This window comes from Azoarcus sp. Soil_N_20, from assembly GCF_057656155.1.
Map to the genome: position 1 here is coordinate 321,742 of NZ_JBDGKX010000006.1, position 25,882 is coordinate 347,623.

At 67.3% G+C, this 25,882-nt stretch carries 24 protein-coding genes; 11 read left to right on the top strand and 13 right to left on the bottom strand.

Features of this window, described 5'->3' with window-relative positions; translation table 11 throughout:
* The first annotated feature begins 8 nt into the window (after positions 1-8).
* Positions 9-1,115: a PA0069 family radical SAM protein gene (locus AC3A35_RS14575; RefSeq protein ID WP_487436860.1), complete on the top strand. Its 1,107-nt coding sequence runs from the start codon at positions 9-11 to the stop codon at positions 1,113-1,115.
* 63 nt (positions 1,116-1,178) lie between these two features.
* Here AC3A35_RS14575 and AC3A35_RS14580 read toward each other — a convergent pair whose 3' ends face one another.
* Complete coding sequence (locus tag AC3A35_RS14580) at positions 1,179-1,790, bottom strand: cytochrome b/b6 domain-containing protein (RefSeq protein ID WP_487436861.1); 612 nt, start codon at positions 1,788-1,790, stop codon at positions 1,179-1,181.
* On the bottom strand, positions 1,787-3,400 hold the full coding sequence (locus tag AC3A35_RS14585) for a tetrathionate reductase family octaheme c-type cytochrome (RefSeq protein ID WP_487436862.1): 1,614 nt from the start codon (positions 3,398-3,400) through the stop codon (positions 1,787-1,789). Before AC3A35_RS14585 ends, AC3A35_RS14580 begins: the two co-directional genes overlap by 4 nt.
* Before the next feature lie 568 nt (positions 3,401-3,968).
* On the opposite strand from AC3A35_RS14585, the gene petA reads away from it, so the two are divergent.
* Together petA and AC3A35_RS14595 are read left to right on the top strand one after the other, a co-directional pair.
* Complete coding sequence (petA, locus tag AC3A35_RS14590) at positions 3,969-4,562, top strand: ubiquinol-cytochrome c reductase iron-sulfur subunit (protein ID WP_487436915.1); 594 nt, start codon at positions 3,969-3,971, stop codon at positions 4,560-4,562.
* A 135-nt stretch (positions 4,563-4,697) separates the two neighbouring features.
* A complete protein-coding gene (locus tag AC3A35_RS14595) occupies positions 4,698-5,045 on the top strand; it encodes a NifB/NifX family molybdenum-iron cluster-binding protein (protein ID WP_487436863.1) in 348 nt (115 codons plus the stop codon).
* 55 nt (positions 5,046-5,100) lie between these two features.
* Here the strand turns inward: AC3A35_RS14595 and AC3A35_RS14600 are convergent, their stop codons facing one another.
* Both AC3A35_RS14600 and AC3A35_RS14605 read right to left on the bottom strand, forming a co-directional pair.
* On the bottom strand, positions 5,101-6,327 hold the full coding sequence (locus AC3A35_RS14600; protein ID WP_487436864.1) for a glutaredoxin family protein: 1,227 nt from the start codon (positions 6,325-6,327) through the stop codon (positions 5,101-5,103).
* A 64-nt stretch (positions 6,328-6,391) separates the two neighbouring features.
* Positions 6,392-7,399: an SLAC1 anion channel family protein gene (locus AC3A35_RS14605; RefSeq protein ID WP_487436865.1), complete on the bottom strand. Its 1,008-nt coding sequence runs from the start codon at positions 7,397-7,399 to the stop codon at positions 6,392-6,394.
* Positions 7,400-7,911: 512 nt separating this feature from the next.
* Here AC3A35_RS14605 and gshA point away from each other — a divergent pair.
* The 5 genes from gshA to AC3A35_RS14630 all read left to right on the top strand — a co-directional run bounded on the left by gshA (position 7,912) and on the right by AC3A35_RS14630 (position 13,200).
* Positions 7,912-9,201, top strand: coding sequence for a glutamate--cysteine ligase (gshA, locus tag AC3A35_RS14610; protein WP_487436866.1), 1,290 nt, complete (start codon positions 7,912-7,914; stop codon positions 9,199-9,201).
* Positions 9,202-9,203: 2 nt separating this feature from the next.
* A complete protein-coding gene (gene gshB / locus AC3A35_RS14615; protein WP_487436867.1) occupies positions 9,204-10,160 on the top strand; it encodes a glutathione synthase in 957 nt (318 codons plus the stop codon).
* Positions 10,157-11,209: an FAD:protein FMN transferase gene (locus tag AC3A35_RS14620; RefSeq protein ID WP_487436869.1), complete on the top strand. Its 1,053-nt coding sequence runs from the start codon at positions 10,157-10,159 to the stop codon at positions 11,207-11,209. Before gshB ends, AC3A35_RS14620 begins: the two co-directional genes overlap by 4 nt.
* A 137-nt stretch (positions 11,210-11,346) precedes the next feature.
* Positions 11,347-12,219, top strand: coding sequence for a DUF6279 family lipoprotein (locus AC3A35_RS14625; RefSeq protein ID WP_487436870.1), 873 nt, complete (start codon positions 11,347-11,349; stop codon positions 12,217-12,219).
* 84 nt (positions 12,220-12,303) lie between these two features.
* Positions 12,304-13,200, top strand: a complete 897-nt coding sequence (locus tag AC3A35_RS14630; protein WP_487436871.1) for a DMT family transporter — start codon at positions 12,304-12,306, stop codon at positions 13,198-13,200.
* 1 nt (position 13,201) lies between these two features.
* Here the strand turns inward: AC3A35_RS14630 and AC3A35_RS14635 are convergent, their stop codons facing one another.
* Complete coding sequence (locus AC3A35_RS14635) at positions 13,202-14,119, bottom strand: LysR substrate-binding domain-containing protein (protein ID WP_487436872.1); 918 nt, start codon at positions 14,117-14,119, stop codon at positions 13,202-13,204.
* 131 nt (positions 14,120-14,250) lie between these two features.
* Between AC3A35_RS14635 and AC3A35_RS14640 the strand changes: the two genes are divergently transcribed.
* On the top strand, positions 14,251-14,706 hold the full coding sequence (locus tag AC3A35_RS14640; protein WP_487436873.1) for a DUF2917 domain-containing protein: 456 nt from the start codon (positions 14,251-14,253) through the stop codon (positions 14,704-14,706).
* On the opposite strand, the gene AC3A35_RS14645 is transcribed toward AC3A35_RS14640, so the two are convergent.
* Positions 14,649-15,269 (bottom strand): hypothetical protein, encoded by a 621-nt coding sequence (locus AC3A35_RS14645; RefSeq protein WP_487436874.1) that lies wholly within the window; start codon positions 15,267-15,269, stop codon positions 14,649-14,651. The genes AC3A35_RS14640 and AC3A35_RS14645 overlap by 58 nt on opposite strands.
* A gap of 184 nt (positions 15,270-15,453) precedes the next feature.
* On the opposite strand from AC3A35_RS14645, the gene thrH reads away from it, so the two are divergent.
* A complete protein-coding gene (gene thrH, locus AC3A35_RS14650; RefSeq protein WP_487436875.1) occupies positions 15,454-16,065 on the top strand; it encodes a bifunctional phosphoserine phosphatase/homoserine phosphotransferase ThrH in 612 nt (203 codons plus the stop codon).
* A 100-nt stretch (positions 16,066-16,165) separates the two neighbouring features.
* Entirely contained in the window at positions 16,166-17,041 is an 876-nt protein-coding gene (purU, locus tag AC3A35_RS14655; RefSeq protein WP_487436876.1) for a formyltetrahydrofolate deformylase, read from the top strand.
* Between the two features lie 25 nt (positions 17,042-17,066).
* Here the strand turns inward: purU and AC3A35_RS14660 are convergent, their stop codons facing one another.
* From AC3A35_RS14660 to AC3A35_RS14690, 7 genes are all read right to left on the bottom strand, one after another.
* Entirely contained in the window at positions 17,067-17,582 is a 516-nt protein-coding gene (locus AC3A35_RS14660) for an NADH-quinone oxidoreductase subunit B family protein (protein WP_487436877.1), read from the bottom strand.
* Positions 17,582-19,126 (bottom strand): hydrogenase large subunit, encoded by a 1,545-nt coding sequence (locus AC3A35_RS14665; RefSeq protein ID WP_487436878.1) that lies wholly within the window; start codon positions 19,124-19,126, stop codon positions 17,582-17,584. The genes AC3A35_RS14660 and AC3A35_RS14665 overlap by 1 nt, the downstream gene beginning before the upstream one ends.
* 1 nt (position 19,127) lies before the next feature.
* Positions 19,128-20,585 (bottom strand): hydrogenase 4 subunit F, encoded by a 1,458-nt coding sequence (locus AC3A35_RS14670; RefSeq protein ID WP_487436879.1) that lies wholly within the window; start codon positions 20,583-20,585, stop codon positions 19,128-19,130.
* Between the two features lie 2 nt (positions 20,586-20,587).
* A complete protein-coding gene (locus AC3A35_RS14675) occupies positions 20,588-21,247 on the bottom strand; it encodes a formate hydrogenlyase (protein WP_487436880.1) in 660 nt (219 codons plus the stop codon).
* Positions 21,248-21,294: 47 nt separating this feature from the next.
* On the bottom strand, positions 21,295-22,245 hold the full coding sequence (locus AC3A35_RS14680) for a respiratory chain complex I subunit 1 family protein (protein WP_487436881.1): 951 nt from the start codon (positions 22,243-22,245) through the stop codon (positions 21,295-21,297).
* Positions 22,239-24,239 (bottom strand): hydrogenase 4 subunit B, encoded by a 2,001-nt coding sequence (hyfB, locus tag AC3A35_RS14685; protein ID WP_487436882.1) that lies wholly within the window; start codon positions 24,237-24,239, stop codon positions 22,239-22,241. The genes AC3A35_RS14680 and hyfB overlap by 7 nt, the downstream gene beginning before the upstream one ends.
* 258 nt (positions 24,240-24,497) lie before the next feature.
* Positions 24,498-25,868: an ammonium transporter gene (locus AC3A35_RS14690; protein ID WP_487436883.1), complete on the bottom strand. Its 1,371-nt coding sequence runs from the start codon at positions 25,866-25,868 to the stop codon at positions 24,498-24,500.
* Positions 25,869-25,882 lie beyond the last annotated feature (14 nt).

Sequence of the window (25,882 nt, forward strand, 5' to 3'; positions counted from 1 at the left end):
TTCCGCTCATGACTGTACAAAACAACAGTGCTCCGCTGGTCTTCCTGCCGCGCGGTCGCGCCACGCCCTTGCGTCCGGATGGGCGCTTCCTGCAGTACCGGCGCGAGGCCGTCGACGACGGCTGGGCGGCGGACATGGACGACGCCGACGATGCGGTGGTCACCGAGCTGCGCATCGACGCCGCGCGCAGCGTGATCACCTACAACCGTTCGCCGGACGTCCCCTTCGACCGCTCGATCAATCCCTATCGCGGCTGCGAGCACGGCTGCATCTACTGCTTCGCGCGGCCCAGCCATGCCTGGCTCGATCTCTCGCCGGGGCTGGATTTCGAGACCAAACTGTTCTGGAAGCCCGATGCGCCGGCCTTGCTGCGCCGCGAGCTGGGGCAGCGCAACTACCGCTGCGCGCCGATCGCGCTCGGGGTCAATACCGACGCGTGGCAACCGGTCGACCGCCGCACCGGATTGACCCGGCGCCTGCTCGAGGTGCTGGTCGAGACCCGGCACCCGGTCAGCACGATCACCAAGTCGGCGCTGATCGAGCGTGACCTCGATCTGCTCGCCGAGCTCGCGCGCGACGGTCTGGTGCACGTCATGGTGTCGGTCACCACGCTGGACGATGGGCTCGCGCGGCGGATGGAGCCGCGCGCGGCGCGTCCCGGGCGGCGGCTGGAAACCATACGCCGGCTGCGCGCGGCCGGGGTCCCGGTGGGGGTGTTGTTTGCGCCCCTGATCCCGGCGCTCAACGATCACGAGATGGAGGCCGTGGTCGAGGCCGCCCATGCGGCGGGGGCGGACAGCGCCGGCTATGTGGTGCTGCGCCTGCCGCACGAACTGGCAGGCCTGTTCGAGGACTGGTTGCGGCGCGAGATGCCCGATCGGGCCGCACACGTGATGAGCCGCATCGCCGCGGTGCGGGGCGGACGCGCCAATGACCCGCGCTTCGGCCACCGCATGCGCGGCGAAGGCCTGTATGCCGACCTCTATCGTCAGCGCATGCGGCGCTTACATCAACGCCTGGGTCTGGGCCGGATGCGGCGCGAACTGGTCACCACGCTGTTTCGCCCGCCCTTGCCGGACGGCGAAGCGGCGGGGAGACAGCTGGACCTGTTCTGATCGATGCCGCGGGCGCGACCGTCATCCAGGCCGGGGTGGCCCGTGACCGCCCGCGCGGGCGTGCTAGCGATGATCGTCGACCTCCTCCCAGCCGGTGATCATCGCCTTGATGTGCGCGAAAACCGTGTGTCCGGTGGTGGTCAGGTAAACGTGGATGAAGAAGAAGGCGGTGATCATGAAGGCGCCAATCGTATGCGCCACCGCCACGGTCTCGAGCGCAAGATACTGATCGATTCCGAGCCGGGCCCAGTCGCCGTAGAACAGGTACAGCAGCCCGGAAACCCAGATCAGCGGCGAGATGAAGGCGAGCAGGGCAAGGTAGGCCAGGCGTTGCAGCGGGTTGTGCTTCTGCCCGACCGTCTTGCGGAAAGGATGAGGGGTGTCCCTGAAGATGCCGATGGTGTAGTAGCTGATCATGGCCACGACATTCTTCAGCGACGGAAGGTACTGCCGCCATTCGCCGGTGGTGAATTGCCAGAAGATGGTGAAGGCCCAGAGGATCACCAGCGACCAGGCGGCCAGCGTGTGAATATTGACCGCGCGGCGGAAACCCACGAACTCGTAGCTGCCGTGCACTTCGAAGCCGGTGATCATCATGGCGACGATCAGGGCGGCTTGCGACCAGTGCCAGAACCGTTCGTAACGCTTGTAGATATAGATGCGCTGAGTGTTCATTGTGCATGCCTCTTGCGGCGGGTGATGATGCGGACGAGTCCGTGGATCAGCCCGGTGCCGATCGATCCGGCGACGAGCAGGCTGCCGACGATGTCGACCCAGGCATTGCGGTCGCGGCCCGGCAGATAGATGTCGGTGATCTCGTTCAGCCGGCCGTCGCTGGCCCGGGTGTGGCATTCCTGACACGGAACGGCCTTCTCCTTGGGCGCCACCATGTGGGTGATGAACCAGTTCATGCGGGTTTCGATGAAGGCGAACTGACCGCTGTACGGGAAACCTGCGTAGTCCATGCCGGCCTTGATCGACTTGGCGTAGTCGAAATTGCTCCAGAACGAGGTGTCGTCGTTGCCATACACGTGGTTGACGACCAGGGTCTTGTTCACCGGGTCATAGGGCTGCTTGCCGTGCATCACCTTGAACGGCCAGATGCGGGCAGCGGGGTCTGCCGCCGAACCTTCGATCGCGTTCAGTTCGAGGACCTTGCTGTCGTCGATCTTGTCGGTGATCGCGATCTGCTTCACCACGCCGTTGTACCACTTGTAACTTGGACGGACGTTCTCGCCGTACTCGAAGTTGCCCTTCTCGGCGGAGTAGCTCAGGTGGCCGTGGTCATCCTTGATGAACAGGGGCTTGCCATCGGGCCCGCGCTTGCCCGCCGTCGACCAGTCCCACTGCATCTTGGTGGCGATCCCGCCGCGGGCGAATTCCGGAATGTGGCAGGTCTGACAGGCCACCTTGCCCGCATGGTTGTCGAGCCGGTCGCGGTCGTGCGGCGTGAAGCCGTGGCAGGATTCGCAGGTCGCCCGGTTGTGGTCGTCCTTGGGCAGATCGAGCCCGTGCGGGTCCCTGGCGGTCGCCGCGTAGCGGCTGCCCGAGGGCCGATGCTCGTTGAAGGTATGGCAGTCGGCACAGGCCATGTCGGCGCCATCGCTCGCCATATGCACGTCGAGTTCCCGCGGGGGTTTGAGCAGCGAGGTATCGAGATCACCATGCTTGACCGCATCGCCACCGCCACCGTTGAAGTGACAGGCGCCGCAGTTCTCGCGCCCGGGTTTTCCCACGTGCTGGGCGATATGGGTGAGATCCGGCGGTTGCACGACCTTGCCGCTGCCCTTGGGCAGTTCACGCGCCTCGTAGAGGGGGTGGCCGGCGTCGGTGGGGACTTTCTTGTAGGTGGCGGTGGTGTCGTGGCAGGCCAGACAGTCCACGTTCTCCTGCCGGGCGAAGTCGTAGTCCTTGTCGGTCCATCCGTAGCCGGCGTGACAACTCGTGCAGCGCGGTTCGTTGGAGAGCGTCGAGCCGCAGAAGTTGTTGGCGGCGTGCTGCTTGCCCAGCTTCTTGCCGGTGGTCGGGCTGACCGTCTCCCAGGTCCAGTGGATGCTTTTCATCACCTGGTGGCCGGCCTTGTTGTGACAGCTCAGGCAGGCCCGGGTAACTTCGGGGCCGGTCTTGAACGGGCCTTTCAGGGCTTCGAGCTGGCTATGGTCCGTGGTACTGCCGATGCGGGACTGGCGCGGAATTTCCCCGGGGACGGGGGCCGCGATGCCCGCCGCCTGCAGCATGAGCGTGGCCGCCACCACGCCGATGAGTCTTTTTGCAGTTTCAATCATATTGTCTCCCTCCATGACCTGCCATTCGGCCGGGTGGATTTTCCTTTCCCGGCGCCGCGCTCCCCCGACGCGAAGTCTGTGCTCATCTGCGCGAGCGACGCCGTGGCACGACAGGCGCTACATACAAGAGCCGTGCCACCAGGGTGGAGTCTGCCGTTCTCCGCTCGAAACGTCGGCGGCGTGGCCCTTGCCCCGCAGCCGCGAACAAGCGCACGGGCGGGCGTGCGGCGATCGCGCGCGATATGACGGATGCTCACGCACGCGTGGACCTGACGATACGGCCAGGCGGGAACTGTCGGCCAGAATGGGCAGGGACTGACTGATTTGGCGGAGCTGGCAGTGTTCAAGCGCCCGTCCATCGGTGGTAGCGGCCGCACTGGCGGCAAATGCGCAGATGGCACGTTGATTGCTGATAGAGCTGCGAAGCGAGGCTGTGCCGCAATCGTTGCCTGATCGTCACCCCTTCGATCCCTCCCTTGGGGCCGCGGTTGTCTGGCGGGTCCCTGCCGCAGTCTCGCTTCATCTGCGCCCAACGCATTCCATCCGCAAACCGATCGGGGAGCCGTCCATGTCCGAATGTCTTCATGACCGCCGCACACTGTTGCTTGCCACGACCGGGGCCGGCGTCGTTGCGGCAGCAGCAAGCACTATCCCCTTTGTCGCCAGCCTCACTCCGTCCGAACGCGCCCGGGCCGCGGGTGCTCCCGTGGAAGCCGATGTCAGCAAGCTGGCGGCCGGCGAGATGATGACCGTCGAATGGCGGGGCAAGCCGGTGTGGATCCTGCGCCGGACGCCGGAGATGCTGGCCGTGCTCGAGGGCCACGAACACCGCCTCGCCGACCCGCGGTCGGAGGAGCCTCAGCAGCCGGACTACACGTCGAACCGCCACCGGTCGATCCATCCCGAATTTCTCGTTGTCGTGGGCATCTGCACCCATCTCGGCTGTTCACCGTCGGAGAAGTTCGCGCCGGGCGCCGAAAGCGGCATGGGCGACGACTGGCCGGGCGGCTTCCTGTGCCCATGCCACGGCTCGATCTTCGATCTGGCCGGGCGTGTGTTTCGCAACCAGCCCGCACCGACCAATCTCGAAGTGCCGCCGCACAAGTGGTTGGCGGACACCGTCGTGCTGATCGGAGACGACGGCGGCAGTGCCGCAGCGTGAGCGCAGCCGCGGATTCCCCTTTGTGCGCTGATGGCGCCGGCGAAGCCCCCGGCGCATGCGCGACGGCGCGAGCGCACAACCCCGCATCGCCCTTGCGCGTCTTTTCCCCGAACACCCGAACCGGACCCTCACATCATGAAGATTGCCGTCACCAGCCAGAACTTCCGAACCGTCACCGGGCATGCGGGCAAGTCGCGCCGTTTCCTGATCTACGACATCGGCGCGCCGTGCTCGCCGCGCGAGGTCGAGCGTCTCGATCTGCCGAAGGAAATGGCCTTTCACGAATTCGCCGGGACCGCGCATCCGATCGAGGCGGTGAGCGCGGTGCTGACCGCAAGCGCGGGGGAGGGCTTCATCGCGCGGCTGGGGCGGCGCGGCATCGAGGTCGTCGTGTGTGGCGAGGACGATCCGCTGCAGGCGGTGAAGGACTACGTCCGCGGCACCATCACGCCGGCGCTCCCCCACGCGCATCGTCATGGCTGAAAGGTTCGTGCGCTGATCGGGGGCGTTGCCGGGCGGGTCGTCGCCAGTTCTTGCCCTACATCAGCCATCCCGGGCGCAACAACATGATCGCGCCCAGCGCGATCATCACCGCGCCGCTGAGCAGCTTGAGCGCACGGCCGCCGCGTTCGGTGAGCTTGCTGCTGCCCAGCGCAATCACCGCGACCGTGACCATCAGCGCATCGTCGGCGACATAGCCGAGGATGTAGAGGCCCAGATAGGCATAGTGGGCCGCGGCGCCGAGTTGCTGCTGGGTGAGCACCGCGGTGTAGATTGCCGGCAGCCCGGCGGTACATAGCAGTTCGATGAAATTCACCACCACCGCGAGGGTTGCCACCGCAAGCAGCGATGCCGGCAGAGCCTCGGCACTCAGGATGCCGCGCACCCGTGCATACAGCCCGGGCTTCGCGGCCGCGGGAATCGACAGCGAGAAGCCGCGACCCCAGGCAAGGAAATCCTTGACGTTGATCGCACCGATCGCCAGCGCCACTGCCGCGAGGCCGATGCGCAGCGCGTCCGACATGCCGACGAAGAGAAACACGTTGAGCCAGGCCGCCATGAAGGCGTAATAGACGGCGCCGCTGACGGCGACGAAGGTGCCGGCCACCAGCGCCATGCGCCGACGGTCCTCGAGCCGCACCAGCAAGGACAGCAGGAACAGCAGCACCCACATCGCACACGGGTTGAAACCGTCGAGCAGGCCCATGCTCAGGGTGAACAGCGGCAGGCCCAGTCGGGACGCGCTCAGGGTGCCGAACAGCGCCGTGTCCACCGCGGTTCGCGCCGGCGGCCCGGCGCCGACCAGTGCGCGCAGCTCGGCGCCGGCATGGGCGTCGTCATCGAAGCCGACCAACACCCTGCCGCGATGGACGAAGGTCGGCACCCCGGGCGGCCACACGCCTGCGCGGCGGCTGAGCTCGATCAGTTCGTCGCGTGCGGCCTCGTCCCGATCCACCGCGCGATAGACGATGTGCAGATCCGGGCGTTCGATGGTCAGCTGCGCCAGAAAGTCCTTGGCGGCGGCGCAATGCGGGCAACCCTCGCGTACATAGACGGAAAGTACGGTGGGTGAAGCGCTGTCGACCACCGCTTGCCCCTCGCCGACGGCGGCGCCGACCGCGGGCAGCGTGGTGAGCGCGAGCAGGCCCACGACCCACCACAGCGCGCGGAAGCGCCGATACCACGGCCCGTGGCCTTCCTGCTGCAGACCGATGCGCGCAGCGGGGGGTTGTGATCGTGCAGATGCCGCGATGATGGTGTGCATGGAACCGGGTCTCCACCCGAAGCAGGCGGTGCCGCGGGGGAAGTGTAGCCTCCGGCGCGGGTGATTACTCCGGAACGCAGAGCTGGTGGCGTGCCGCGGCGAGCAGGGTCTTGAATGCGAGCAGCGCGACGACTGCGCTCAATACCGTGAGCAACACCCAGGCGAGCCCCGCGTAAAAGGCGGTTCCGCTGCGGGCATTCATTTCGAAGGTCGCCAGGGTCATCGCCGCGAGCGGGAAGGAATAGGCCCAGGCCGAAATGAAAAACGGCAGACGGAAGAAGCGCAGCGCATTGCTCGCCAGCAACAGGGTCAGGAACAGGGCGGTGAAGTACAGCACGCGGGCAAAGGCGTCCACCTGGTCGACCAGGGTCACGTAGGAAAGAAAGCCCACCGCCGGCGGAGCGATCAGGATGAACAGTGTCGGGGTGAGCCGCGCAGGCAGCGGTTCGTGAAAGAACAGGCGGTAGAGCACGATCGTCATCAGCACCAGCCAGAACACCAGCCCGATACTGAAGAAGAACCAGCTGACGTCCGCCGGCGCAAAGCGCACGCCCGCGACCGGCACCAGGATATTGCCGACCACCGGGATGAACCACGCCGGATTGGCGTGCTTGATGTCGTAATGGGTATGGTGGATCCAGCTGCTCATCGCGAACAGGGTGAACAGCAGGTGGATGGCCGCAGCGGCGCCCCACATCCATCGCGCGACTTCCGGAATGGCCGGGGCCCAGGCGATCGACAGCAACAGCAGGCCGATCGAGATCGCGGGAAAGAAGTTGAGCCGGATCGGATGCGAGCGTTCCGCGGCGACCGCTGCGGGATGGCGGAGCAGCTTGGTCGCATAGATCGCGAGCAGAACGACATACAACGCCGTCGCCACCCAACGCAGCAAGTCCCCGACCGGTGCGGGCGCGCCGCCGACGTGATGGGCCTTGAGCCATGCGATGGTCAGACCGGCCATCCCCATTACTGTGGAGAAGATCGCAACCGGAAAGTGCTCGAGTCGGGAGTGGGGTGCGGTGTGCGTGTTCGCCGCGGATGTCGGCGCGGCGGCAGCGGCAGGGGCTGTCATGGATGGATGCTCCGGCGGGTCAATGGCGCGAGGAAGGGGAACAGGTACAAAGGCATGGAGGTGGCTCCGGGGTGAGGCCGGGCGGCAAGGTGCCGTCGTTGTCGAATCCGATCACGGATTGTGATCCATTGGATGCAAAGGCCGTGCCAGACGGCACCAAGTGGGCGCAGACGTCGACGAGCGCCGGGCGGCAAGGCGATGCGGACCGCGTGAAGGTCGCCGGCTCGCCGGTGGCAACTGCCGACTGCCATCACGGCTGCCAGCTTGTGTCGATAGTGGCGGTCGTTGCGGGGCGCGCGGATCGTGATGCAGAGGGGCCATCCGGCGCGATCGGGAGGGCGCCGTTCGAAGTGGCGCGCAAACCGGTCGGCTTCCGGGCGGGTTCGGACGGGCGATGCGCCCCCGCGCGGACCCGATCCTGCGCAGGCCGGCGGCGCCGGGCGCATGGTGTAATATTCTGGCCAATTCATCCGCCCGCTCGCCTCGATCGGGATACTTTCCGGCACAGGATCATGGTTCCTCACCTCACGACTGCACTCACAGGCCCGCTGCTCGAACTGGAGAAGCAGTTTCTCGACCGCGCCACCGAAATCGAAAAGTGGTTCCGCGTGCAGTGGCTCGACCACATGCCGCCATTCTACGGTTCGACCGATCTGCGCAACTCCGGATTCAAGCTCGCGCCGGTAGACCTGAACCTGTTCCCGGGGGGCTTCAACAACCTCGACGACGCCTTCATGCCGCTGTGCGTGCAGGCGGCGCAGGCCGCGATCGAGCGCATCTGCGCCGATGCGAGCAAGCTGCTGCTGATCCCGGAGAACCACACACGCAACCAGTTCTACCTGCAGAACGTGGCCAAGCTGGTGTCCATCCTCAAGCTCACCGGCATGGACGTGCGCCTGGGCAGCCTGCTCCCCGAGATCACCGGGCCGACCGTGATCGAGCTGAACAACGGCGCCACGCTGACCCTCGAGCCACTGCAGCGCAGCGGCAGCCGGCTCGGGCTGGACAACTTCGATCCGTGCGCTGTGCTGCTCAACAACGACCTCTCCGCCGGCATCCCCGCGGTGCTCGAGGGGCTCGACGAGCAGTGGCTGATCCCGCCGCTGCACGCCGGCTGGCACGTGCGACGCAAGTCGCGCCATGCCGCGGCCTACGACCGGGTGGTGCAGGCCTTCGCCGAGGAGATCGGGATCGACCCGTGGCGCATCAATCCGGCCTTCGGCGTGTGCGGCAAGATCAACTTTCAGGAGCGGACCGGTGAGGAGTGCCTGGCCCAGCAGGTCGACTCCCTGCTCGACCAGATCCGCGCCAAGTACAAGGAATACGGCATCGCCGACGAACCCTTCGTGGTGGTCAAGGCCGATGCCGGCACCTATGGAATGGGGGTGATGACGGTCAAGGACGCCTCCGAGGTGGTCGGCCTGAATCGCCGCCAGCGCAACAAGATGGCGGTGGTGAAGGAGGGCCTGCAGGTGCAGGAGGTAATCATCCAGGAAGGCGTGCATACTTTCGAGACGATGGATGGAGCGGTGGCCGAGCCGGTGATCTACATGATGGACCACTACGTGGTGGGCGGTTTCTACCGGGTGCACACCGAGCGTGCGCGCGACGAGAACCTCAACGCGCCGGGCATGCACTTCAAGCCGCTGGCGTTCGACACCAGCTGCACCCTGCCCGACAGCGCCCAGGGTCCGGACGCGCCCCCCAACCGTTTCTACGCCTATGGCGTGGTCGCGCGCCTGGCGCTGCTCGCCGCCTCGGTCGAGATCGAGGAAACCACGCCGGTCGAAGAGTTCGCCTGATCATGACCCGTCCGCTCAAGCTTGCCTTCATCCTCGATCCGCTCGAGGGGCTCAAGGCGTACAAGGATTCCAGCGTCGCGATGATGCGTGCGGCGGTGGCCCGCGGCCATTCGGTGTGGGCGATCCGGCGCGAGGCGCTGGCCTGGCGCGAGGGCGTGGTGGTGGCGCGCAGCACCCCGCTCACGGTGCGCGCCGACGATCACGACTGGTACGCGGCGGGCGATGCGCTGGTAATGCCGCTGGCCGCCTTCGACGCAGTGATGATGCGCCAGGATCCGCCCTTCGACTTCGAGTACGTCACCGCGACCTGGCTGCTCGAGCGCGCGGTTCAGGCGGGGGTGCGAGTGTTCAACAACCCGCGCTCGGTCCGCGACCATTCGGAAAAGATCGCGATCACCGAGTTTGCCCCGTTCACCGCGACCACGCTGGTGGCGCGCGATCCGGTCGACATCCACGCCTTCATCGACGAACTCGGCGACGTCATCCTGAAGCCGCTCGACGGCATGGGCGGCAGTCAGATCTTTCGCGTGCGCGCCGACGACCCCAATCGCAATGTGATCGTCGAGACCCTGACCCACGACGGTAGCCGCACCATCATGGCGCAGCGCTACCTGGCGCAGATCGCCGATGGCGACAAGCGCGTGCTGATCATCGGCGGCGAGGTCGTGCCCTACGCGCTGGCGCGCATTCCGAAGGCCGGCGAGACCCGCGGCAACCTCGCCGCCGGCGGGCGCGGGGTGGCGATGCCGCTGACCGTGCGCGAGCGCGAGATCGCCGAGCACCTGGCGCCCATCCTGTGGGCGCGCGGCCTGCTGATCGTCGGTCTCGACGTCATCGGCGGCCATCTCACCGAGGTCAACGTCACCAGCCCCACCTGCATGGTCGAGATCGCCGCGCAGCAGGGCTTTGACGTCGCCGGACTGGTGATCACGAAGCTCGAACAGGCCTGCGCCGGATGAGTGTTGCGCGGGGTTTCGGGCGGCTGCACGCCGCTCTGCTGGTGCTTGTGTGCGCGCTCGTGTTGTCGGCCTGCTCGCGACCGCAGATCTTCCGCCAGGAATCCTATGTCTTCGGCACCCGGGTCGATGTCGCCGTCTATGGCGAGGACAAGGCCCGGGCCGACGCCGCGGCAGCTGCGGTGCTGCGCGAGTTCGACCGTCTGCATCGCGCCTATCATGCGTGGGAGCCGTCCGAGCTGACCGCGCTGAACACGGCCATCGCCCGCGGCGAGACGCTAGCGGTGTCGGACGAACTGGCCGCGATGCTGCGCGATGCGCAACGGCTGGCCGCGACCGGCGACGAACTGTTCGACCCCGCCCTCGGCGGTCTGATCGCGCTGTGGGGCTTTCACACCGACACCTTCGTGCCCGCCCGGCCCGACCCCGACAAGCTCGCTGCGCTGCTCGCCGCGCGGCCGCGGATGAGCGACCTGCTCATCGACGGCAATCGGGTGGGTAGCCGCAACCCCGCGGTGCAACTCGACCTCGGCGGCTATGCCAAGGGCTACGCGCTCGATCGCGCGATCGCCATCCTGCGCGCGCAGGGGGTGACCAACGCGCTGGTCAATATCGGCGGCAACGTGATGGCGCTGGGGCAGAAGGGCGATCAGCCGTGGCGCATCGGCATCCAGCACCCGCGCGAACCTGCGCCGCTGGCCACGCTGCCGCTGTACGACGGCGAGGCGGTCGGGACCTCCGGCGACTACCAGCGCTACTTTGAACTCGACGGCGTGCGCTACGCCCACCTGCTCGATCCGCGTACCGGGCAGCCGGCCCATGGCACCCAGTCGCTCACCGTGCTCGTCACGCCGCGCGCCGGCGCCGGGACCCTGTCGGACGCCGCGAGCAAACCGGCCTATCTCGCCAACGATGGCTGGCGCGAGCAGACCCGGCGCTTCGGCATCGATCACGTGCTGCGGGTGGCCGAGGACGGCCGTATCGAGGTGACCAGGGCGCTGCGTGCGCGCCTGCAGTTTCCGGTGCCGACCGACGTGACCGTCGTCGACTAGCGCGCAAGTCCGGCGCCGACCCGGCCGGTTCCCGGCGCGCGCAGCTCGGACCGCGATGCGGCCCGCTGCACGCCGTGCCGGCCCCGGACGTTGTCCGCGAACTTAATCGGCACGCTCGTCTCTCACACCGCATGCGCGTGCCTACCCGTATGCTCCTCGCCCTGGTTTTTCCCGTCCTGGTGCTGACCGGCTGCGGCGTGCGCTTCGCCTACCAGCACCTCGACTGGCTGGTGCCGTGGTATGTCGGCGATTACGTGACCCTCGATCCGGGCCAGAAACACCTGCTCGATACCCGCCTGGCGCAGCGCCTGGCGTGGCACTGCAGTAGCCAGCTGGGGTCTTATGCCGACTTGCTGCGTGAGTTCGAGGCGCGCCTCGATGCGGACGCGCCGATTGCCCCCGTCGAGCTGGAGCACTACCTGCACCGTGGCGAAGCGTTCTGGCGCACGCTGATGACCGCGATCACGCCCGATGCAGGCGCGCTGCTGGCCGGGCTCAGCGCCGAGCAGGTCGACGAGCTCGCGGCGGCATTCGACAAGCGCAATCGCGACGTCCGCGAGGAGTTCCTCGGCGGCACGGTGGAAGAGCGGCGCGAGCGCCAGATCGAACGCATGGAAAAGCGACTCCAGGGCTGGTTCGGCCGCCTCGAGCCCGAACAGCGCCGCCTGGTTGCCGCATGGAGCGCAAACCTCGTGCCAACGGCCGACCGCTGGCTGCAGAACCGCGAACAGTGGCAGGTCGACTTGCTGGCAGCACTCGGGCAGCGCACGCAGCCTGCCTTCGAGGCCCGTCTGTCGAGTCTGCTGGTCAGCCCCGAGGCCGCCTGGCCCGTGCAGTATCGCGCCGATGTGGAGCGCAACCGGGCGCTGACCCTGAGCCTGCTGGCCGAGGTCTTCAATGTTGCCAATCCCGCACAACGCGAGCACCTGCGTGGTGAGGTCGCCACCTGGGCCGGACAGTTCGAGCAGCTTGCCTGTGCGCCCCCGCCGCAGGCGCCGAAGCTGGGCTGAAGCCGGTACGGCAAACACGCGCTCGGGCCGGCCCCGCGGCGGGCCGCGTATACTGCGCGACCCGGAACAGCAACGGAGCCGCGCATGCCCCCGAAACACCAGCTCGACCGTCTCGCCATCGGCCTGATGGTGATCTTCTGCACGATCTGGGGCATCCAGCAGGTGGCGATCAAGCTGGCCAGCGCGGGGATCTCGCCGGTATGGCAGGCCGGCCTGCGGTCGATCGGGGCTGCCGTGCTGGTGTGGGCGTGGGCCGGTTTGCGTGGGGTGCGGCTGTTCGAACGCGATCTCACCCTGTGGCCCGGATTGCTGGCCGGGCTGCTGTTCGCCGGTGAGTTCGCACTGCTGTACTGGGCGCTGGAATACACCACCGCGTCGCGCGGCGTGATCTTTCTGTACACCGCGCCCTTCATGGTGGCGGTGGGTGCGGTGTGGCTGCTGCCGCACGAGCATATGCGTCGCGCGCAGTGGGTGGGCATGGCGCTGGCATTCGTCGGGGTGGTGGTGCTGTTCGGCGAGAATCTGCTGCGGCCGTCGGGCATGGCCTGGCTCGGCGATCTGATGATGTTCGCGGCTGCCGTGTTCTGGGCCGCCACCACGCTCACGGTCAAGGCATCGGCCCTGGGCCGGGTGGCGCCGGAAAAGATGCTGATCTACCAGTTGGCGGTGTCGGCGCTGGTGTTGCCGCTGGTCGCGCTCGCCCTCGGCGAGCCCGGCGTGTTCGCGCCCACTCCGACCGTGTGGGCAAGCCTGTTGTTCCAGACCGTGGTCGTGGCAACGGGCAGTTATATCGGCTGGTTCTGGCTGATCCGCCACTACCCGGCGACGCGGCTGTCGTCGTTTTCCTTCCTGACCCCGGTGTTGGGGGTGGTGGCGGGCGGCGTGTTGCTTGCCGAGCCGCTGACCCCGGCGGTGTTCATCGCGCTCGGCCTGGTCGGGGTCGGGATCTGGATCGCGAACCGGCCGGCGCTGCCGGCCTGAGTCAGGGCGGCGGGTTGCGGTCCGGGGCGTGCGCCGTCTGCCGGACCCAGTCGGCGAAGCGCCTGACCTCCGGTCGCATCGGCCGTGGTGCCGGCGCCAGCCAGAAGCCGCGACCCTCGACCGGGAACCGGCGCTCGCCCACGGCAACGAGGCGGCCGTCGTCGATCATCGGGTCGACCAGCACCGCGCGGCCCAGCGCCAGCCCGTGTCCGGTTGCCGCGGCGTGGATCAACTGGTCGTAGTGGCTGAAGCCGATGCGCGCACGCGGGCGGATCCCGTCGAGTCCGATCGAGGCCAGCCAGTGATCCCAACCTATCCATGGAAAGCCCGGCTCGTTGTATTCGAGCAGGGTGAGCCCGGGCAGAGTGTCGGCGTCGATCACCAGTCCGGTCGCGATCGATGGGTGGCCGACGGGGAAGATCACGTCGTCGAACAGTTTGATTGCCGCTGCCGGCGCATCGCGGTCGGCGCAATAGCGCAGGGCGAGATCCACGTTCTCGCGGGCGAGGTCGACGATACGGTTGCACGCGGCGATGTGGACCTCCGTGTCCGGATGCGCCTGCTGGAAATCGCGCAGGCGCGGTACCAGCCATAGTGCCGAGATGCCGATCGAGGCGGTGACGACCACCGGCCGCTCGCCCGGCTGGCGCAGGGCTTCGGCGAGGCGGGCGTATTCGTTCAGCCAGCCCTCCGCCGCCGAGGCCAGGCGCGCCCCTTCCGTGCTCAGGCTCAGGCTGCGCACCCCGCGCACGAACAAGGTCACCCCGAGCGCGCCTTCGAGGGTGTGCACCTGACGGCTGATCGCCGACTGGGTGAGGCACAGTTCGGCGGCGGCGCGCGTGAAGCTCAGGTGGCGGGCGGCGGCGACGAAGCCCCGCAAGGCGTCCAGTGGCGGCAGATTCAGGAGTGGGCTATGCATGCGCCTTTAGCATGTATTGATGCGGAATCATCGTTTGTCTGCAGCGTAGTCGATGACGATACTGCATGCAAGGCAGAACGGAATGGCGATCGGCGCCAGGCGTTGTCTGCCGCTACGCAGGAGGATGCATCATGGACAGATCCCGCGGAACGATGATCCGGCGGCTGGCGCCGGGAGAGATCCGGGTGTTCAGCGCGATGGCCGGTGTCGAGGTGCGTTGCCTGGAAGGTCGAATCTGGCTGACTCAGTACGGCGACGATCGCGACGTGGTGCTCGAGGCCGGACGGGCCTTCGTGCCAGCGATGGCGAGCGCGGTGGTGGTGATGTCGTCAGCGCATGGCGCGCGGGTGGCGCTGGGTCGTCCGGAGCGCTCGGCGCTGGTGCGCCGGCGCTGGTGGCAGCTGCTCGCCGGCATGTTCGATCCGCGAGCGGGGAGTGCGGTGCTGCGTCAACTCGAGGGCCGCGTGCCGACCCAGGTCGTAGCGCCCGAAGCGCCGTCGCTGGTGGTGCCGGTCGCGGTGGGCCGCGGTCAGCGTCCGGCGTCGCGGGCCTTCTTTTCTTCGTATTCGCGTATCCGCTCTTCGTAGCGTGCGCGCTCGCGGGCGGCTTGCTCGGCGCGGAGCGCAGCGGCCTCGTCGGCCTTGCGGCGCTCGCGGGCACGCTCGGCATCCTTCGCCGCGCGTGCGGCGCGGGCGTCGGCCTCGGCCTGTTCCGAAACGCGTGCGCGCTCGGCGCGCAGACGCTCCGCTTCCGGCGTCGGGGCGATCACCGCGTCGGCGGCGGGCGAGGGGGGGGTCGGAGTCAGCGGCACGCCGGGGTTGGTGCGCATGACTTCGGCTGCGGCACGCTGCCGTTCGGCGAGTTCGAGCTTGCGGGCTTCGGCCTCGATCTCCCGTGCCCGGCGGATGACCTCGAGCCGTTCCTGCTTGGCCCGATCGATACAGCGGTTGACCATGAAGCGCTCGTAGCAGGCCGCTTCGATCGTCTGGAAGTTGGCCTCGGCCTGATCGCGCAGCTGCTTTGCTTCGGTATTGAGCTGGTCGATGCGGGCCGCCTCGGGGGCGGTGTCGTCGGCTGCGTGCGCGTGCGCGAGAGTCAGGCTCAGCAGCAGAGCACTGACGGCAATGCGAAAAGACGGACGTGAAGACATGCGATAACGGGGTCACGTTATGGGGATGCGTAGGATAGCGCCTTTGGCGCCGGAGGCGCGTTTCCATTCGTGACCGGCGCGCAGGTTCGGGTCGTCGCCCGAGCAAGGGCGCTTGCGCACCAAGCTGTTTCCCGCCCGGTGGTAGAATCCGGCCCTTGCCCAATTCTGCCCACAGGAGCGTCCGGTGCGTATCGTCTGTCTCGACCTAGAAGGTGTGCTGGTTCCGGAAATCTGGATCGAATTCGCCGAGCGCACCGGCATTCCCGAACTGCGCCGCACCACGCGCGACGAGCCGAACTACGACACCCTGATGAAGTACCGGCTCGACATCCTGGCCAGACATCGGCTCGGCCTGCCCGACATCCAGAAGGTGATCGCCGAGATGGGGCCGATGCCCGGTGCGCGCGCCTTCCTCGACGAACTGCGCGACGCCTACCAGGTGGTCATCCTGTCCGACACCTTCTACGAGTTCGCCAAGCCGCTGATGGTGCAGCTCGGCCTGCCGACCCTGTTCTGCCACAGCCTCGAGGCCGACGCCGCAGGCATCCTGGTCAATTACCACCTGCGCATGCCCGACCAGAAGCGCGAGGCGGTGCAGCGTTTCAAGGAGCTCAACTTCAAGGTGGTGGCCGCGGGCGATTCCTACAACGACACCGCGATGCTCGGCGAAGCCCACGGCGGCATCCTGTTCCATCCGCCCGAGAACGTGATCCGCGAGTTCCCGCAATACCCGGTGGTGCGCGACTACGCCGCCCTGCGCACCGAGATCGACAAAGCTTTTGCCAAAGTCGGCTGACTTTGGCAAAAGCCTTCAGCGCGGTGCACGGCCCCGACTCACTCCGTTCGTCGCCCCCCAAGGGGGCTCGGTCCCTCAAATAAACGTTGGCACTCCCTCCATGCATCGCGAACGCTTCTTCACCCTGTCCGCCTCCTGTCCCGACCGCGTCGGCATCGTCGCCCGCGTGTCGGGTTTCATCGCCGAGCACCGGGGCTGGATTCTGGAAACTTCGTTGCACGCCGAACTGGCGCGCGAAGGCGAGGCGGTCGGGCGCTACTTCATGCGCATCGAGATCAAGGCCGACTCGCTGCCCTTCCATCTCGCCGAGTTCCGCGAGCGCTTCCGCCCGCTCGCCGAAGAGCTCGAGATGGAGTGGAAGATCACCGATTCGGCGGTCAAGAAGCGCGTCGTGATGCTGGTGAGCAAGCAGGAGCACTGCCTGTACGACCTGCTTGCGCGCTGGAAGTCGCGCGAGCTCGACATCGAGATCCCGTGCGTGATCTCCAATCACAACGATTTGCGCGGCTTCGTCGAGTGGCACGGCATTCCCTTCCATCACGTCGCGGTCAGCGCCGACAACAAGGCGAAGGCCTACGCCGAGGTGCAGCGCCTGTTCGAGGAAGTGCGCGGCGATGCGATGGTGCTCGCGCGCTACATGCAGATCCTGTCGCCCGAGCTGTGCGCGGCCTACCCCGGGCAGATCATCAACATCCATCACAGCTTCCTGCCCAGCTTCGTCGGCGCCAAGCCCTACCATCAGGCTTATACCAAAGGCGTCAAGCTGATCGGCGCCACCTGCCACTACGTCACTGCCGATCTCGACCAGGGCCCGATCATCGAGCAGGACGTGATCCGCATCGACCACTCGGATTCGGTCGAGGACATGGTGCGCTACGGGAAGGACATCGAGAAGACGGTGCTCGCCCGCGGCCTGCGCTACCACCTTGAGGATCGCGTGCTGGTGCACGGCAACAAGACCATCGTGTTCCGCTGAGAGCGCTGCGCCCGCTCGTCGTACTTCAGCCCCGCGTCGAACTCACCGCCGCCAGGATGCCGCGCAGGATGTCGAGCGGCGGCGGAGGGCAGCCGGGCACGGCGACGTCCACCGGGATCACGTTCGCCACCCGGCCGCAACTGGCGTAGCTTTCGCCGAAAATCCCTCCGCTGCAGCCGCAATCGCCCACCGCGACCACCAGCCGTGGCGTCGGGGTCGCGTCGTAGGTGCGCCTGAGCGCGACCTCCATGTGGCGCGACACCGGGCCGGTCACCAGCAGCATGTCGGCATGGCGCGGACTGGCGACGAACTTGATGCCCAGCCCCTCGATGTTGTAATAGGGGTTGTTGAGGGCGTTGATCTCGAGCTCGCAGCCGTTGCACGAGCCGGCGTCCACCTCGCGGATCGCGAGCGCGCGGCCGAGGATGGCGAGAATGTCGGCGTTGATCTGCTGCGCCTCGGTGCGCCACTCGGTCGCCGGTTTCGGTGCCGGTTCGGTGACGATGCCGCTGCGCGCGATCTTCCTGAGCACTTGCCACATTACAGATCCTGCCCTGAATAGCTGAGGTTGAAGGACTTGTTGATCAGCGGGAAGTCGGCGACGATGTTGCCGATCACCGCATGCTCGAGCACCGGCCAGTTCTGCCACGATGGGTCGTGACAGTGGCAGCGTGCAATCGCCCCCGCCGCACCGGTCTCGAGCATCACCAGGATCTCGCCGCGCCAGCCTTCCACCCAGCCGACACCGCTGGTGTTTGCCGGGGCCGCGAGCGGAGTGTGGACCGGGCCGTCAGGCAGTTCGTCGAGGATGGCATCGATCAGGCGCAAGGACTCGAACAGCTCGGCGAAACGCAGGTTGAGCCGTGCGGCGACGTCGCCGTTGGTGTGGCTGCAGACCTGGAAGCGGAGTTGCTCGTAGGGCGCCCACGGGAAGTCCGCGCGCAGGTCCGCGCGGCGGCCACTGGCGCGTGCGGCGAAGCCGGTCAGGCCGAGCTTCCCGGCGAGTGCCGGGGTGACCCGGCCGGTGGTGACCAGGCGGTCCTGCAGCCCGGCATGATCGTCGAAGATGCGCTGCAGCGCGGTCACTTCCGCCCTGATCGCGGCAGTCTGCTCGCGCAGCGCGCGGCGCTCGTCGTGATCCAGGTCGCAGGCCACGCCGCCGGGAACGATCCGGTCCATCAGCAGGCGGTGGCCGAAGCAGCCGGCGTTGGTCCGCAGCCAGTCTTCGCGCAGGCGTGAAAACTGCGCCAGGGCGAAACCGAAGGCCGCGTCATTGCCGAGTGCACCGAGGTCGCCGAGGTGGTTGGCGATGCGCTCGCGCTCGAGCAGCAGGGCGCGCAGCCAGGTCGCCCGCGCCGGGATGCGCACCGCCGCCAGCACTTCGGCCGCCATTGCGTAGGCCCAGGCGTAGGCCACCGTGCTGTCGCCCGACACCCGCCCGGCGAGCATGGCGCCCTGATCGACGCCCATGCCGACGAACCGGCGCTCGATGCCCTTGTGCTTGTAGCCGAGGCGCTGCTCCAGCCGGAGCACCTTCTCGCCGACCACCGAGAAGCGGAAGTGGCCCGGCTCGATGATCCCGGCGTGCACCGGGCCGACCGGGATCTCGTGTACGCCGTCGCCCTCGACGCGCACGAAGGGGTAGTCGTCCGCGCCCGGATCGAAGCGCTCGTGGCCGGTCGCGTCGCAGCGCAGCGGGAAATAGTCGGCCGGCCACGCCGCGTGGCGCAGCCACGGGCGCTCGTCGCCCGCGTCCGCGGCGGCGATGCCGAGCAGATCGTGGGCGGCGCGCTGCATGCGGTTGGCGGGCGCGAAATAGCGCGCGAGGTCGGGGTAGGCCGGCTGCACCGGGTCGAGCGCGAGCGCCACCCACAACAGGCCGGCTCCGCTGCGGTAGGCGGCGCACACTTCGAAGCCGGCACCGGCGTCGCGCCGGTCGGTGCCCCACAGGCTCACCAGCTGGCCCTGGTTCTCGACGACCGCACGCGCCAGTTCGAGCCAGCGTACGGCGTCCACCCGGGCGCCGAAGATGGGGAGCGGCGCATCCAGGCGCTCGAACTCGCAATCGATGTCGAACACGCGCATGTCAGCCTCCGGCGATCATCCTGGCGGCCTGCTGGTACCAGTCGTTGAGATAGGGCGGAATGTAGAGCCCGAGCATCAGCCCGAGGCCGAGGTGGATGAACACCGGCAGCAGCGCGGGCGGATGGGGCAGCGGGCGCACCGAGGTCTCGCCGAACACCATCGGCTGGACCTTGCTGAAGATGGCGGCGAACGCGACCCCGAGCGCGACCAGCAGGAAGGGCGTGGCCCACGGCAGCTCGCGCATCGCGGTGGTGAGGATCAGGAACTCGCTGGCGAACACGCCGAACGGCGGCATGCCCAGGATCGCCAGGGTGCCGAGCATCAGCCCCCAGCCCACGGTCGGGCTGACCTTGATCAGGCCGCGGATGTCTTCCATCAGCTGCGAGCCGGCCTTCTGGGTGGCGTGGCCGACGGCGAAGAAGATCGCCGACTTGATCAGCGCGTGCACGGTCATGTGCAGCAGGCCGGCGAAGTTGGCCACCGGGCCGCCGATGCCGAAGGCGAAGGTCATGATCCCCATGTGTTCGATCGAGGAGTAGGCGAACATGCGCTTGACGTCGCGCTGGCGCGACAGGAAGAAGGCCGCGGCGACCACGGTGACGAGGCCGAAGCCGATCATCATCTTCCCCGGCAGGCCGTTCTGCAGCGCGCCGTCGGCCAGCACCTTGCAGCGCAGGACGGCGTACAGCGCGACGTTCAGGAGCAGGCCGGAGAGCACCGCCGAGATCGGCGTCGGGCCCTCGGCGTGGGCATCGGGCAGCCAGTTGTGCACCGGCACCAGGCCGATCTTGGTGCCATAGCCGAGCAGCAGGAAGACGAAGGCCAGCGACAGGATGCGCGGATCGAGCAGGTGCTTGGCCGCAGCCAGGTGGGTCCACAGCAGGGCGTTGTCGCCGCCGCCGATCGCGCGCTCCGCGGCGAGGTAGAGCAGGATGGTGCCGAACAGCGCCTGGGCGATGCCGACCCCGCACAGGATGAAGTACTTCCACGCCGCCTCCAGGCTGGCGGCGGTGCGATAGACCGAGACCAGCAGCACCGTGGTCAGCGTGGCGGCCTCCATCGCCACCCACAGGATGCCCATGTTGTTGGTGGTCAACGCCACCAGCATCATGCAGTTGAACAGCTGGTACATGCTGTGATAAAGCCGCATCCGGCCTGGCGTCATCTTGCCGTGATCGACCTCGATCCGCATGTAGGGGCGCGAGAACAGCGAGGTGGTGAAGCCGACGAAGGCGGTCAGGGTCACCAGGAACACGTTGAGCGCATCGACGAAGAACCATTCCCCCCACACCAGCAGCGGGCCGTCGCGGATCACATCGGAGGTGAGCCAGGCGGCGGCCACCAGGGTCAGGAAGCTGATCACCGCGTTCAGATCCTGGCCCGCACGGCGATCGCCCCAGATCGCCAGCAGCAGGCCGCCGACCAGGGGGATGCCGAGTACCAGCTGCAGGGCTTCCATGCTCACTCGTCCTTGAGTTTTTCGAGGTGACGGATGTCGAGGCTGTCGAACTGCTCGCGGATCTGGAACATGAACACGCCCAGGATCAGGATGCCCACCAGCACGTCGAAGGCGATGCCGAGTTCGACGATCATCGGCATGCCGCTGGTGGCGGCGGTGGCGGCGAAGAACAGGCCGTTCTCCATCGACAGGAAGCCGATCACCTGCGGCACCGCCTTGGCCCGCACGATCATCATCAGGAAGGACAGCAGCACGCAGGCGAGCGCGATCCCCAGCGTGCCGCTGGCGACCGAGGCCGACAGGCTGGCGATCGGCGCCGCCAGGTTGAAGGCGAAGATCACCAGCACGATGCCGATCAGCATCGTGGTCGGGATGTTGAACAGGGTCTCCACGTCCCAGCGCACATTGAGGCGGTTGATCACCCGGTGGAGCAGGATCGGGATCAGCACCACCTTGAGCACGAAGGTGATCGCGGCCGACCAGTACAGGTGATGCTGGCCGGTCAAATAGGCCACCACCGCGGTCGCCGCCACCAGCGCCGCGCCCTGCAGGGTGAACAAATGGATCAGGGTCAGGATGCGGCGCTGGGCGATCATGGCGAACGCCAGCACCAGCAGCACGACGGCAAACAGGTTGATGCTCTGGGCAAGGAGCGCGTCCATGTCAGTATGTGCCAGGCGAACGCAGTGAGCGTGGGGGTTGTTTCATCTCAGGCTCCGAGCAGCACGTGGACCAGCAGCGCGATCACCGCCAGCAAGAAGGCGGTGGCGAGGAATTCGGGCACGCGGAACAGCCGCATCTTGGCGTTGATGGTCTCGATCAGCGCGAGCAGCATGCCGCCCACCGCGAGCTTGGCGATCAGCACCGGCAGCGCGACGATCATCGCCAGCGGGGTGTCGGCGCTGGCGATGCCCCACGGAAAGAACAGCGCCAGGCCGATGCACGAATAGGCAAACAGCTTGAGCGCGGCGGCCCATTCGATCAGCGCGAGGTGACGCCCCGAGTATTCCAGGATCAGCGCCTCGTGGATCATCGTGAGTTCGAGATGGGTGGTCGGGTTGTCGACCGGAATGCGCGCATTCTCGGCCAGCGCGACGAAGGTGAAGGCCACGCCTGCCACCGCGAGGCTGGGGTAGATCGCGAACGGCTGGTGGGCGATGGTCTGCACGATGTTCGCGAGCGAGGTCGACTGGGTGATCAGCGACGCCGAGAACAGCACCATCAGCAGCGCCGGTTCGGCGAGAAAACCGATCAGCATCTCGCGCCGTGCGCCCAGACTGCCGAAGGAGGTGCCGATGTCCATCGCCGCGAGCGAGATGAACACCCGCGCCAGTGCAAACAGCCCGACCAGGGCGATCGCGTCTGCGGCGGTGGCGAGCGGCAGGTCGGTCGACAGCGTGGGCGCGATGCCGCATACCAGCGCCATGCACGCAAACACGATGTAGGGCGCGATGCGGAACAGCGGCGAGGCCGATTCGGCGAGCACCGATTCCTTGTTGAAGAGTTTGTGCAGGACCCGGTAGGGCTGCAGCAAGCCGGGGGAACTGCGGTTCTGCAGCCACGCCCGCCACTGGTTCACCCAGCCGGTGAGCAGCGGCGCGAGCGCGAGCGCGACGACGATCGCGAGGACCTGGGCGAAGACGCCGGACAGGGTCACCATTTCGCCACCATCAGCAACACGATCAGGGTGACGAAGCTGTACAGCAGGTAGATCGCGATCCGCCCCTGCTGCAGCCGGCCCACCAGGTGGGCGATGCGTTCGGTGAGCCGTCCCAGCGGCAGGTACAGCCAGTGCCAGAAATGATCCTCGATGCTCACCTTGTACGCCGGCTTCGCATCGAAGGGCGAGGGCACCTCGCGGCTCATGCGGAACACCGGCGCGAAGATCTCCCGGATCGGCTGGCCGAAGCCCTCGGCGGTGTCCTGCATGCGCGCGGTTTGCGCCGGAAAGCCGCAATCCCACGGCGGCGCACGACGCACCCGGGCATGGTAGAAACGGTGCACCAGGGTAGCCGTGAGCCACACCGCGCCGACCACCACCAGCAGGAACGCCAGCGGGCTGTAGCTGGCGCGTTCGACCGAGATCGGCGACAGCAGCACCCAGCCGTTGGCGCGTACGGTCGTGGCGATGCCGTCGCCGAGCAGGACCTGGGTGACCGGATCGATGGCGCCGATCATCTGTACCGGAAAGATGCCGAGCAGCACGCAGCCCGCGCCCAGCCACACCAGTCCGGTACGCTCCAGCGGCGAAGCCGGGTGGGCGTGGGCGAGCTTCGGTTCGCGCGGCTGGCCGAGGAAGATCACGCCGTAGAATTTCACCATCACGTAGCCGGCGAGTGCCGCCACCAGTGCAATGGCCGCCGCCACCACCGGGATCAGCATGTTGAGGAAGGAGTTCGGCAGCCCGGTGGTGAACAGGAAGCTTTGCAGCAGCAGCCATTCGGCGACGAAGCCGGAGAAGGGCGGCAGGCCCGAACTCGCGAGCACGCCCACGAGCGCCAGCGTGGCGACCCACGGCATGCGCCGGATCAGCCCGCCGAGCTTGCCCAGGCTGCGCTCGCCGGTGGCGTGCAGCACCGAGCCGGTGGCGAGAAACAGCAGGCTCTTGAAGAAGGCATGGCTGATCACATGGTAAAGCGCCGCGGTCAGCGCCAGCGCCGCCAGCGCGGTCATGCCGTAGGCCTTGAACAGCAGGCCGAGGCCGATGCCGACGAAGAGCAGGCCGATATTCTCGATCGAGGAGTAGGCCAGCAGGCGCTTCATGTCGGTCTGCACCGCGCTGAAGGCCACCCCGAACAGCGCGGTGATCAGGCCGATGCCCAGCAACAGCACGCCCCACCACCAGATCTGCGTCGACAGCAGATCGAAGCTCACCCGCAGCACGCCATAGATCGCGGTCTTGAGCATCACCCCGCTCATCAGCGCCGACACCGGAGAGGGCGCCGCGGGGTGGGCTTCGGGTAGCCACACGTGGAGCGGCACGATACCCGCCTTGGCGCCGAAGCCGACGGTGGCGAGCAGGAAGGCGACCGACGCCCACAGCGGCGATAGCGACTGCGCGCGCATGTTGGCGAAGGTGTAGTCGCCGGTATTGGCCTGCAGCACGCCGAAGCACAGCAGGATGGCGATCGCGCCGACGTGCGCGATCAGCAGGTAGAGGAAGCCCGCCCGGCGGATGGTGGGCACGCGATGGTTGGCGGTGACCAGGAAGTAGGACGACAGCGCCATCGTCTCCCACATCACCATGAAGGCATAGGCGTCGTCGGCCAGCACCACCATCGCCATGCTGGCGAGGAAGACGTGGTATTCGAGGCACAGCAGCCCCGGCGGGGTGCCCTCGCCGTGGCGGAAATAGCCCGCCGCAAAGATCGAGATGCCGGCGCCGGCGGCACCGATCACCAGCAGGAAGAACGCCGACAGGCCGTCGAGGCGCAGATGGAAGGGGAGGTCGGGCAGGCCCACCGCGAGAATCGCGGTTTGCGGTGCATCGAACAGGGCGAGCACGGCGAAGGTGGCAAGGGCAAGGCCGATCACGCTGCCGGCGGGAAACAGCGCCCGGGCCACGAATTCCGTGTTGCGCAGGGCGAACAGGCCGGCCAGCCCGAGCGCCAGCCAGCCGCCGAGCAGCACCAGTATCCAGTCCAGATAAACCATACGCTCCCCTTGCGTTCCGGCATTCCGGGCGCTGCTTCAGGCAGCGTACCGGAGCCCCCCTGGGCACACGCAGACGTCGTTGTGGGGCAGAGCATGCGCTGTGTCATCGCCTCAAGTCCAGCCCCTGCGTCCGGACTTCCGCGGTCAAGGGCGGAACGGCCCGGTGCCGTTCGCGGACGGACAGAAAAAAGGGCGCCCCGCAGGGCGCCCAGTCGAGCCGGAACCGGAGGAGAGTTCGGCTCCGGCAGGTCTTTCTTCTTAGTAGTGGTAAGCGGTTTCGCCGTGGGCAGTGATGTCCAGGCCTTCGCGTTCCTCTTCTTCCGGCACCCGCAGTCCGACGAACATGTCGGCGATCTTGAAGGCGATGAAGGCAACCACGGCCGACCACACGATGGTGATGATCACCGAGTAGGTCTGGATCCACACCTGCGAGGCGATCGAGAAGTCCTCGGCACCCGTGCCGCCCAGCGAGGGCGCGGTGAACACGCCGGTCAGGATCGCACCCAGGATGCCGCCCACGCCATGCACACCGAACACGTCGAGCGAGTCGTCCGCGCCGAGCATGCGCTTGAGGCCATTGACGCCCCACAGGCAGATGAAGCCGGCGAGCAGGCCGATGACGATGGCGCCCATCGGGCCGACCGAACCGCAAGCCGGGGTGATCGCCACCAGGCCGGCGACGGCGCCGGATGCAGCACCCAGCATCGAGGGCTTGCCCTTGAACATCGCCTCACCCAGGCACCACGCCAGCACCGCGGCGGCGGTGGCGAACAGGGTGTTGATGAAGGCCAGGGCAGCGCCCGACGTGGCTTCCAGGTTGGAACCGGCGTTGAAGCCGAACCAGCCCACCCACAGCATCGACGCACCGACCATGGTCAGCGTCAGCGAGTGCGGCGCCATCGATTCGCGACCGTAGCCGATGCGCTTGCCCACCATGTAGGCACCCACCAGGCCGGCCACACCGGCGTTGATGTGCACCACGGTACCGCCGGCGAAGTCGAGCGCACCGCTATCGAGCAGGAAGCCGCCCGGGCCCCACACCATGTGGCAGATCGGCAGGTAGCAGAAGGTGAACCAGATCACCGAGAACAGCAGCACCGCGGAGAATTTCATCCGTTCGGCGAAGGCGCCGACGATGAGGGCGCAGGTGATGCCGGCGAAGGTGGCCTGGAAGGCGATGAACGCGTATTCCGGCAGCTTGGATTCGTCGGTGAAGGTGTCCGCCAGGGTGTCGATGCTCACGCCGGACAGGAACAGCTTGTCGAGCGAGCCGATGTAGGGGCTGGCCTCGGTGAACGCCAGGCTGTAGCCGAAGAAGGCCCACAGCACGGAGATCAGCGAGAACACCACCATCACCTGCATCAGCACCGACAGCATGTTCTTGGAGCGGACCAGGCCGCCGTAGAACAGTGCCAGGCCGGGCAGCGCCATGAACAGGACGAGCAGGGTCGAGGTCATGATCCATGCCACGTCCCCTTTGTTGACCGTGGCTTCGACGGCCGCCTCGGCGGCGGCTGCCGCCTCGACCACGGCCTCGACTGCCGGCGCCGCCGGCGTTTCCTGGGCGAAAACGCCGCCCGCAAAGCCGACGGTCAGCGCCGCCAGCAGAATCGCAAATAGTTTTTTCATTTTTTCCTATCTCC

Excerpts from the sequence above, each read along its gene's own strand:
- AC3A35_RS14585 (WP_487436862.1), bottom strand. The coding sequence starts at position 3,400 with ATGATTGAAACTGCAAAAAGACTCATCGGCGTGGTGGCGGCCACGCTC.
- AC3A35_RS14580 (WP_487436861.1), bottom strand. The coding sequence starts at position 1,790 with ATGAACACTCAGCGCATCTATATCTACAAGCGTTACGAACGGTTCTGG.
- AC3A35_RS14620 (WP_487436869.1), top strand. The coding sequence starts at position 10,157 with ATGAGTGTTGCGCGGGGTTTCGGGCGGCTGCACGCCGCTCTGCTGGTG.
- AC3A35_RS14665 (WP_487436878.1), bottom strand. The coding sequence starts at position 19,126 with ATGCGCGTGTTCGACATCGATTGCGAGTTCGAGCGCCTGGATGCGCCG.
- AC3A35_RS14575 (WP_487436860.1), top strand. The coding sequence starts at position 9 with ATGACTGTACAAAACAACAGTGCTCCGCTGGTCTTCCTGCCGCGCGGT.
- petA (WP_487436915.1), top strand. The coding sequence starts at position 3,969 with ATGTCCGAATGTCTTCATGACCGCCGCACACTGTTGCTTGCCACGACC.
- AC3A35_RS14630 (WP_487436871.1), top strand. The coding sequence starts at position 12,304 with ATGCCCCCGAAACACCAGCTCGACCGTCTCGCCATCGGCCTGATGGTG.
- AC3A35_RS14605 (WP_487436865.1), bottom strand. The coding sequence starts at position 7,399 with ATGACAGCCCCTGCCGCTGCCGCCGCGCCGACATCCGCGGCGAACACG.
- AC3A35_RS14670 (WP_487436879.1), bottom strand. The coding sequence starts at position 20,585 with ATGGAAGCCCTGCAGCTGGTACTCGGCATCCCCCTGGTCGGCGGCCTG.
- purU (WP_487436876.1), top strand. The coding sequence starts at position 16,166 with ATGCATCGCGAACGCTTCTTCACCCTGTCCGCCTCCTGTCCCGACCGC.
- AC3A35_RS14595 (WP_487436863.1), top strand. The coding sequence starts at position 4,698 with ATGAAGATTGCCGTCACCAGCCAGAACTTCCGAACCGTCACCGGGCAT.
- gshA (WP_487436866.1), top strand. The coding sequence starts at position 7,912 with ATGGTTCCTCACCTCACGACTGCACTCACAGGCCCGCTGCTCGAACTG.
- AC3A35_RS14645 (WP_487436874.1), bottom strand. The coding sequence starts at position 15,269 with ATGTCTTCACGTCCGTCTTTTCGCATTGCCGTCAGTGCTCTGCTGCTG.
- AC3A35_RS14690 (WP_487436883.1), bottom strand. The coding sequence starts at position 25,868 with ATGAAAAAACTATTTGCGATTCTGCTGGCGGCGCTGACCGTCGGCTTT.
- AC3A35_RS14660 (WP_487436877.1), bottom strand. The coding sequence starts at position 17,582 with ATGTGGCAAGTGCTCAGGAAGATCGCGCGCAGCGGCATCGTCACCGAA.
- AC3A35_RS14640 (WP_487436873.1), top strand. The coding sequence starts at position 14,251 with ATGGACAGATCCCGCGGAACGATGATCCGGCGGCTGGCGCCGGGAGAG.
- AC3A35_RS14675 (WP_487436880.1), bottom strand. The coding sequence starts at position 21,247 with ATGGACGCGCTCCTTGCCCAGAGCATCAACCTGTTTGCCGTCGTGCTG.
- AC3A35_RS14600 (WP_487436864.1), bottom strand. The coding sequence starts at position 6,327 with ATGCACACCATCATCGCGGCATCTGCACGATCACAACCCCCCGCTGCG.
- hyfB (WP_487436882.1), bottom strand. The coding sequence starts at position 24,239 with ATGGTTTATCTGGACTGGATACTGGTGCTGCTCGGCGGCTGGCTGGCG.
- AC3A35_RS14635 (WP_487436872.1), bottom strand. The coding sequence starts at position 14,119 with ATGCATAGCCCACTCCTGAATCTGCCGCCACTGGACGCCTTGCGGGGC.
- gshB (WP_487436867.1), top strand. The coding sequence starts at position 9,204 with ATGACCCGTCCGCTCAAGCTTGCCTTCATCCTCGATCCGCTCGAGGGG.
- AC3A35_RS14680 (WP_487436881.1), bottom strand. The coding sequence starts at position 22,245 with ATGGTGACCCTGTCCGGCGTCTTCGCCCAGGTCCTCGCGATCGTCGTC.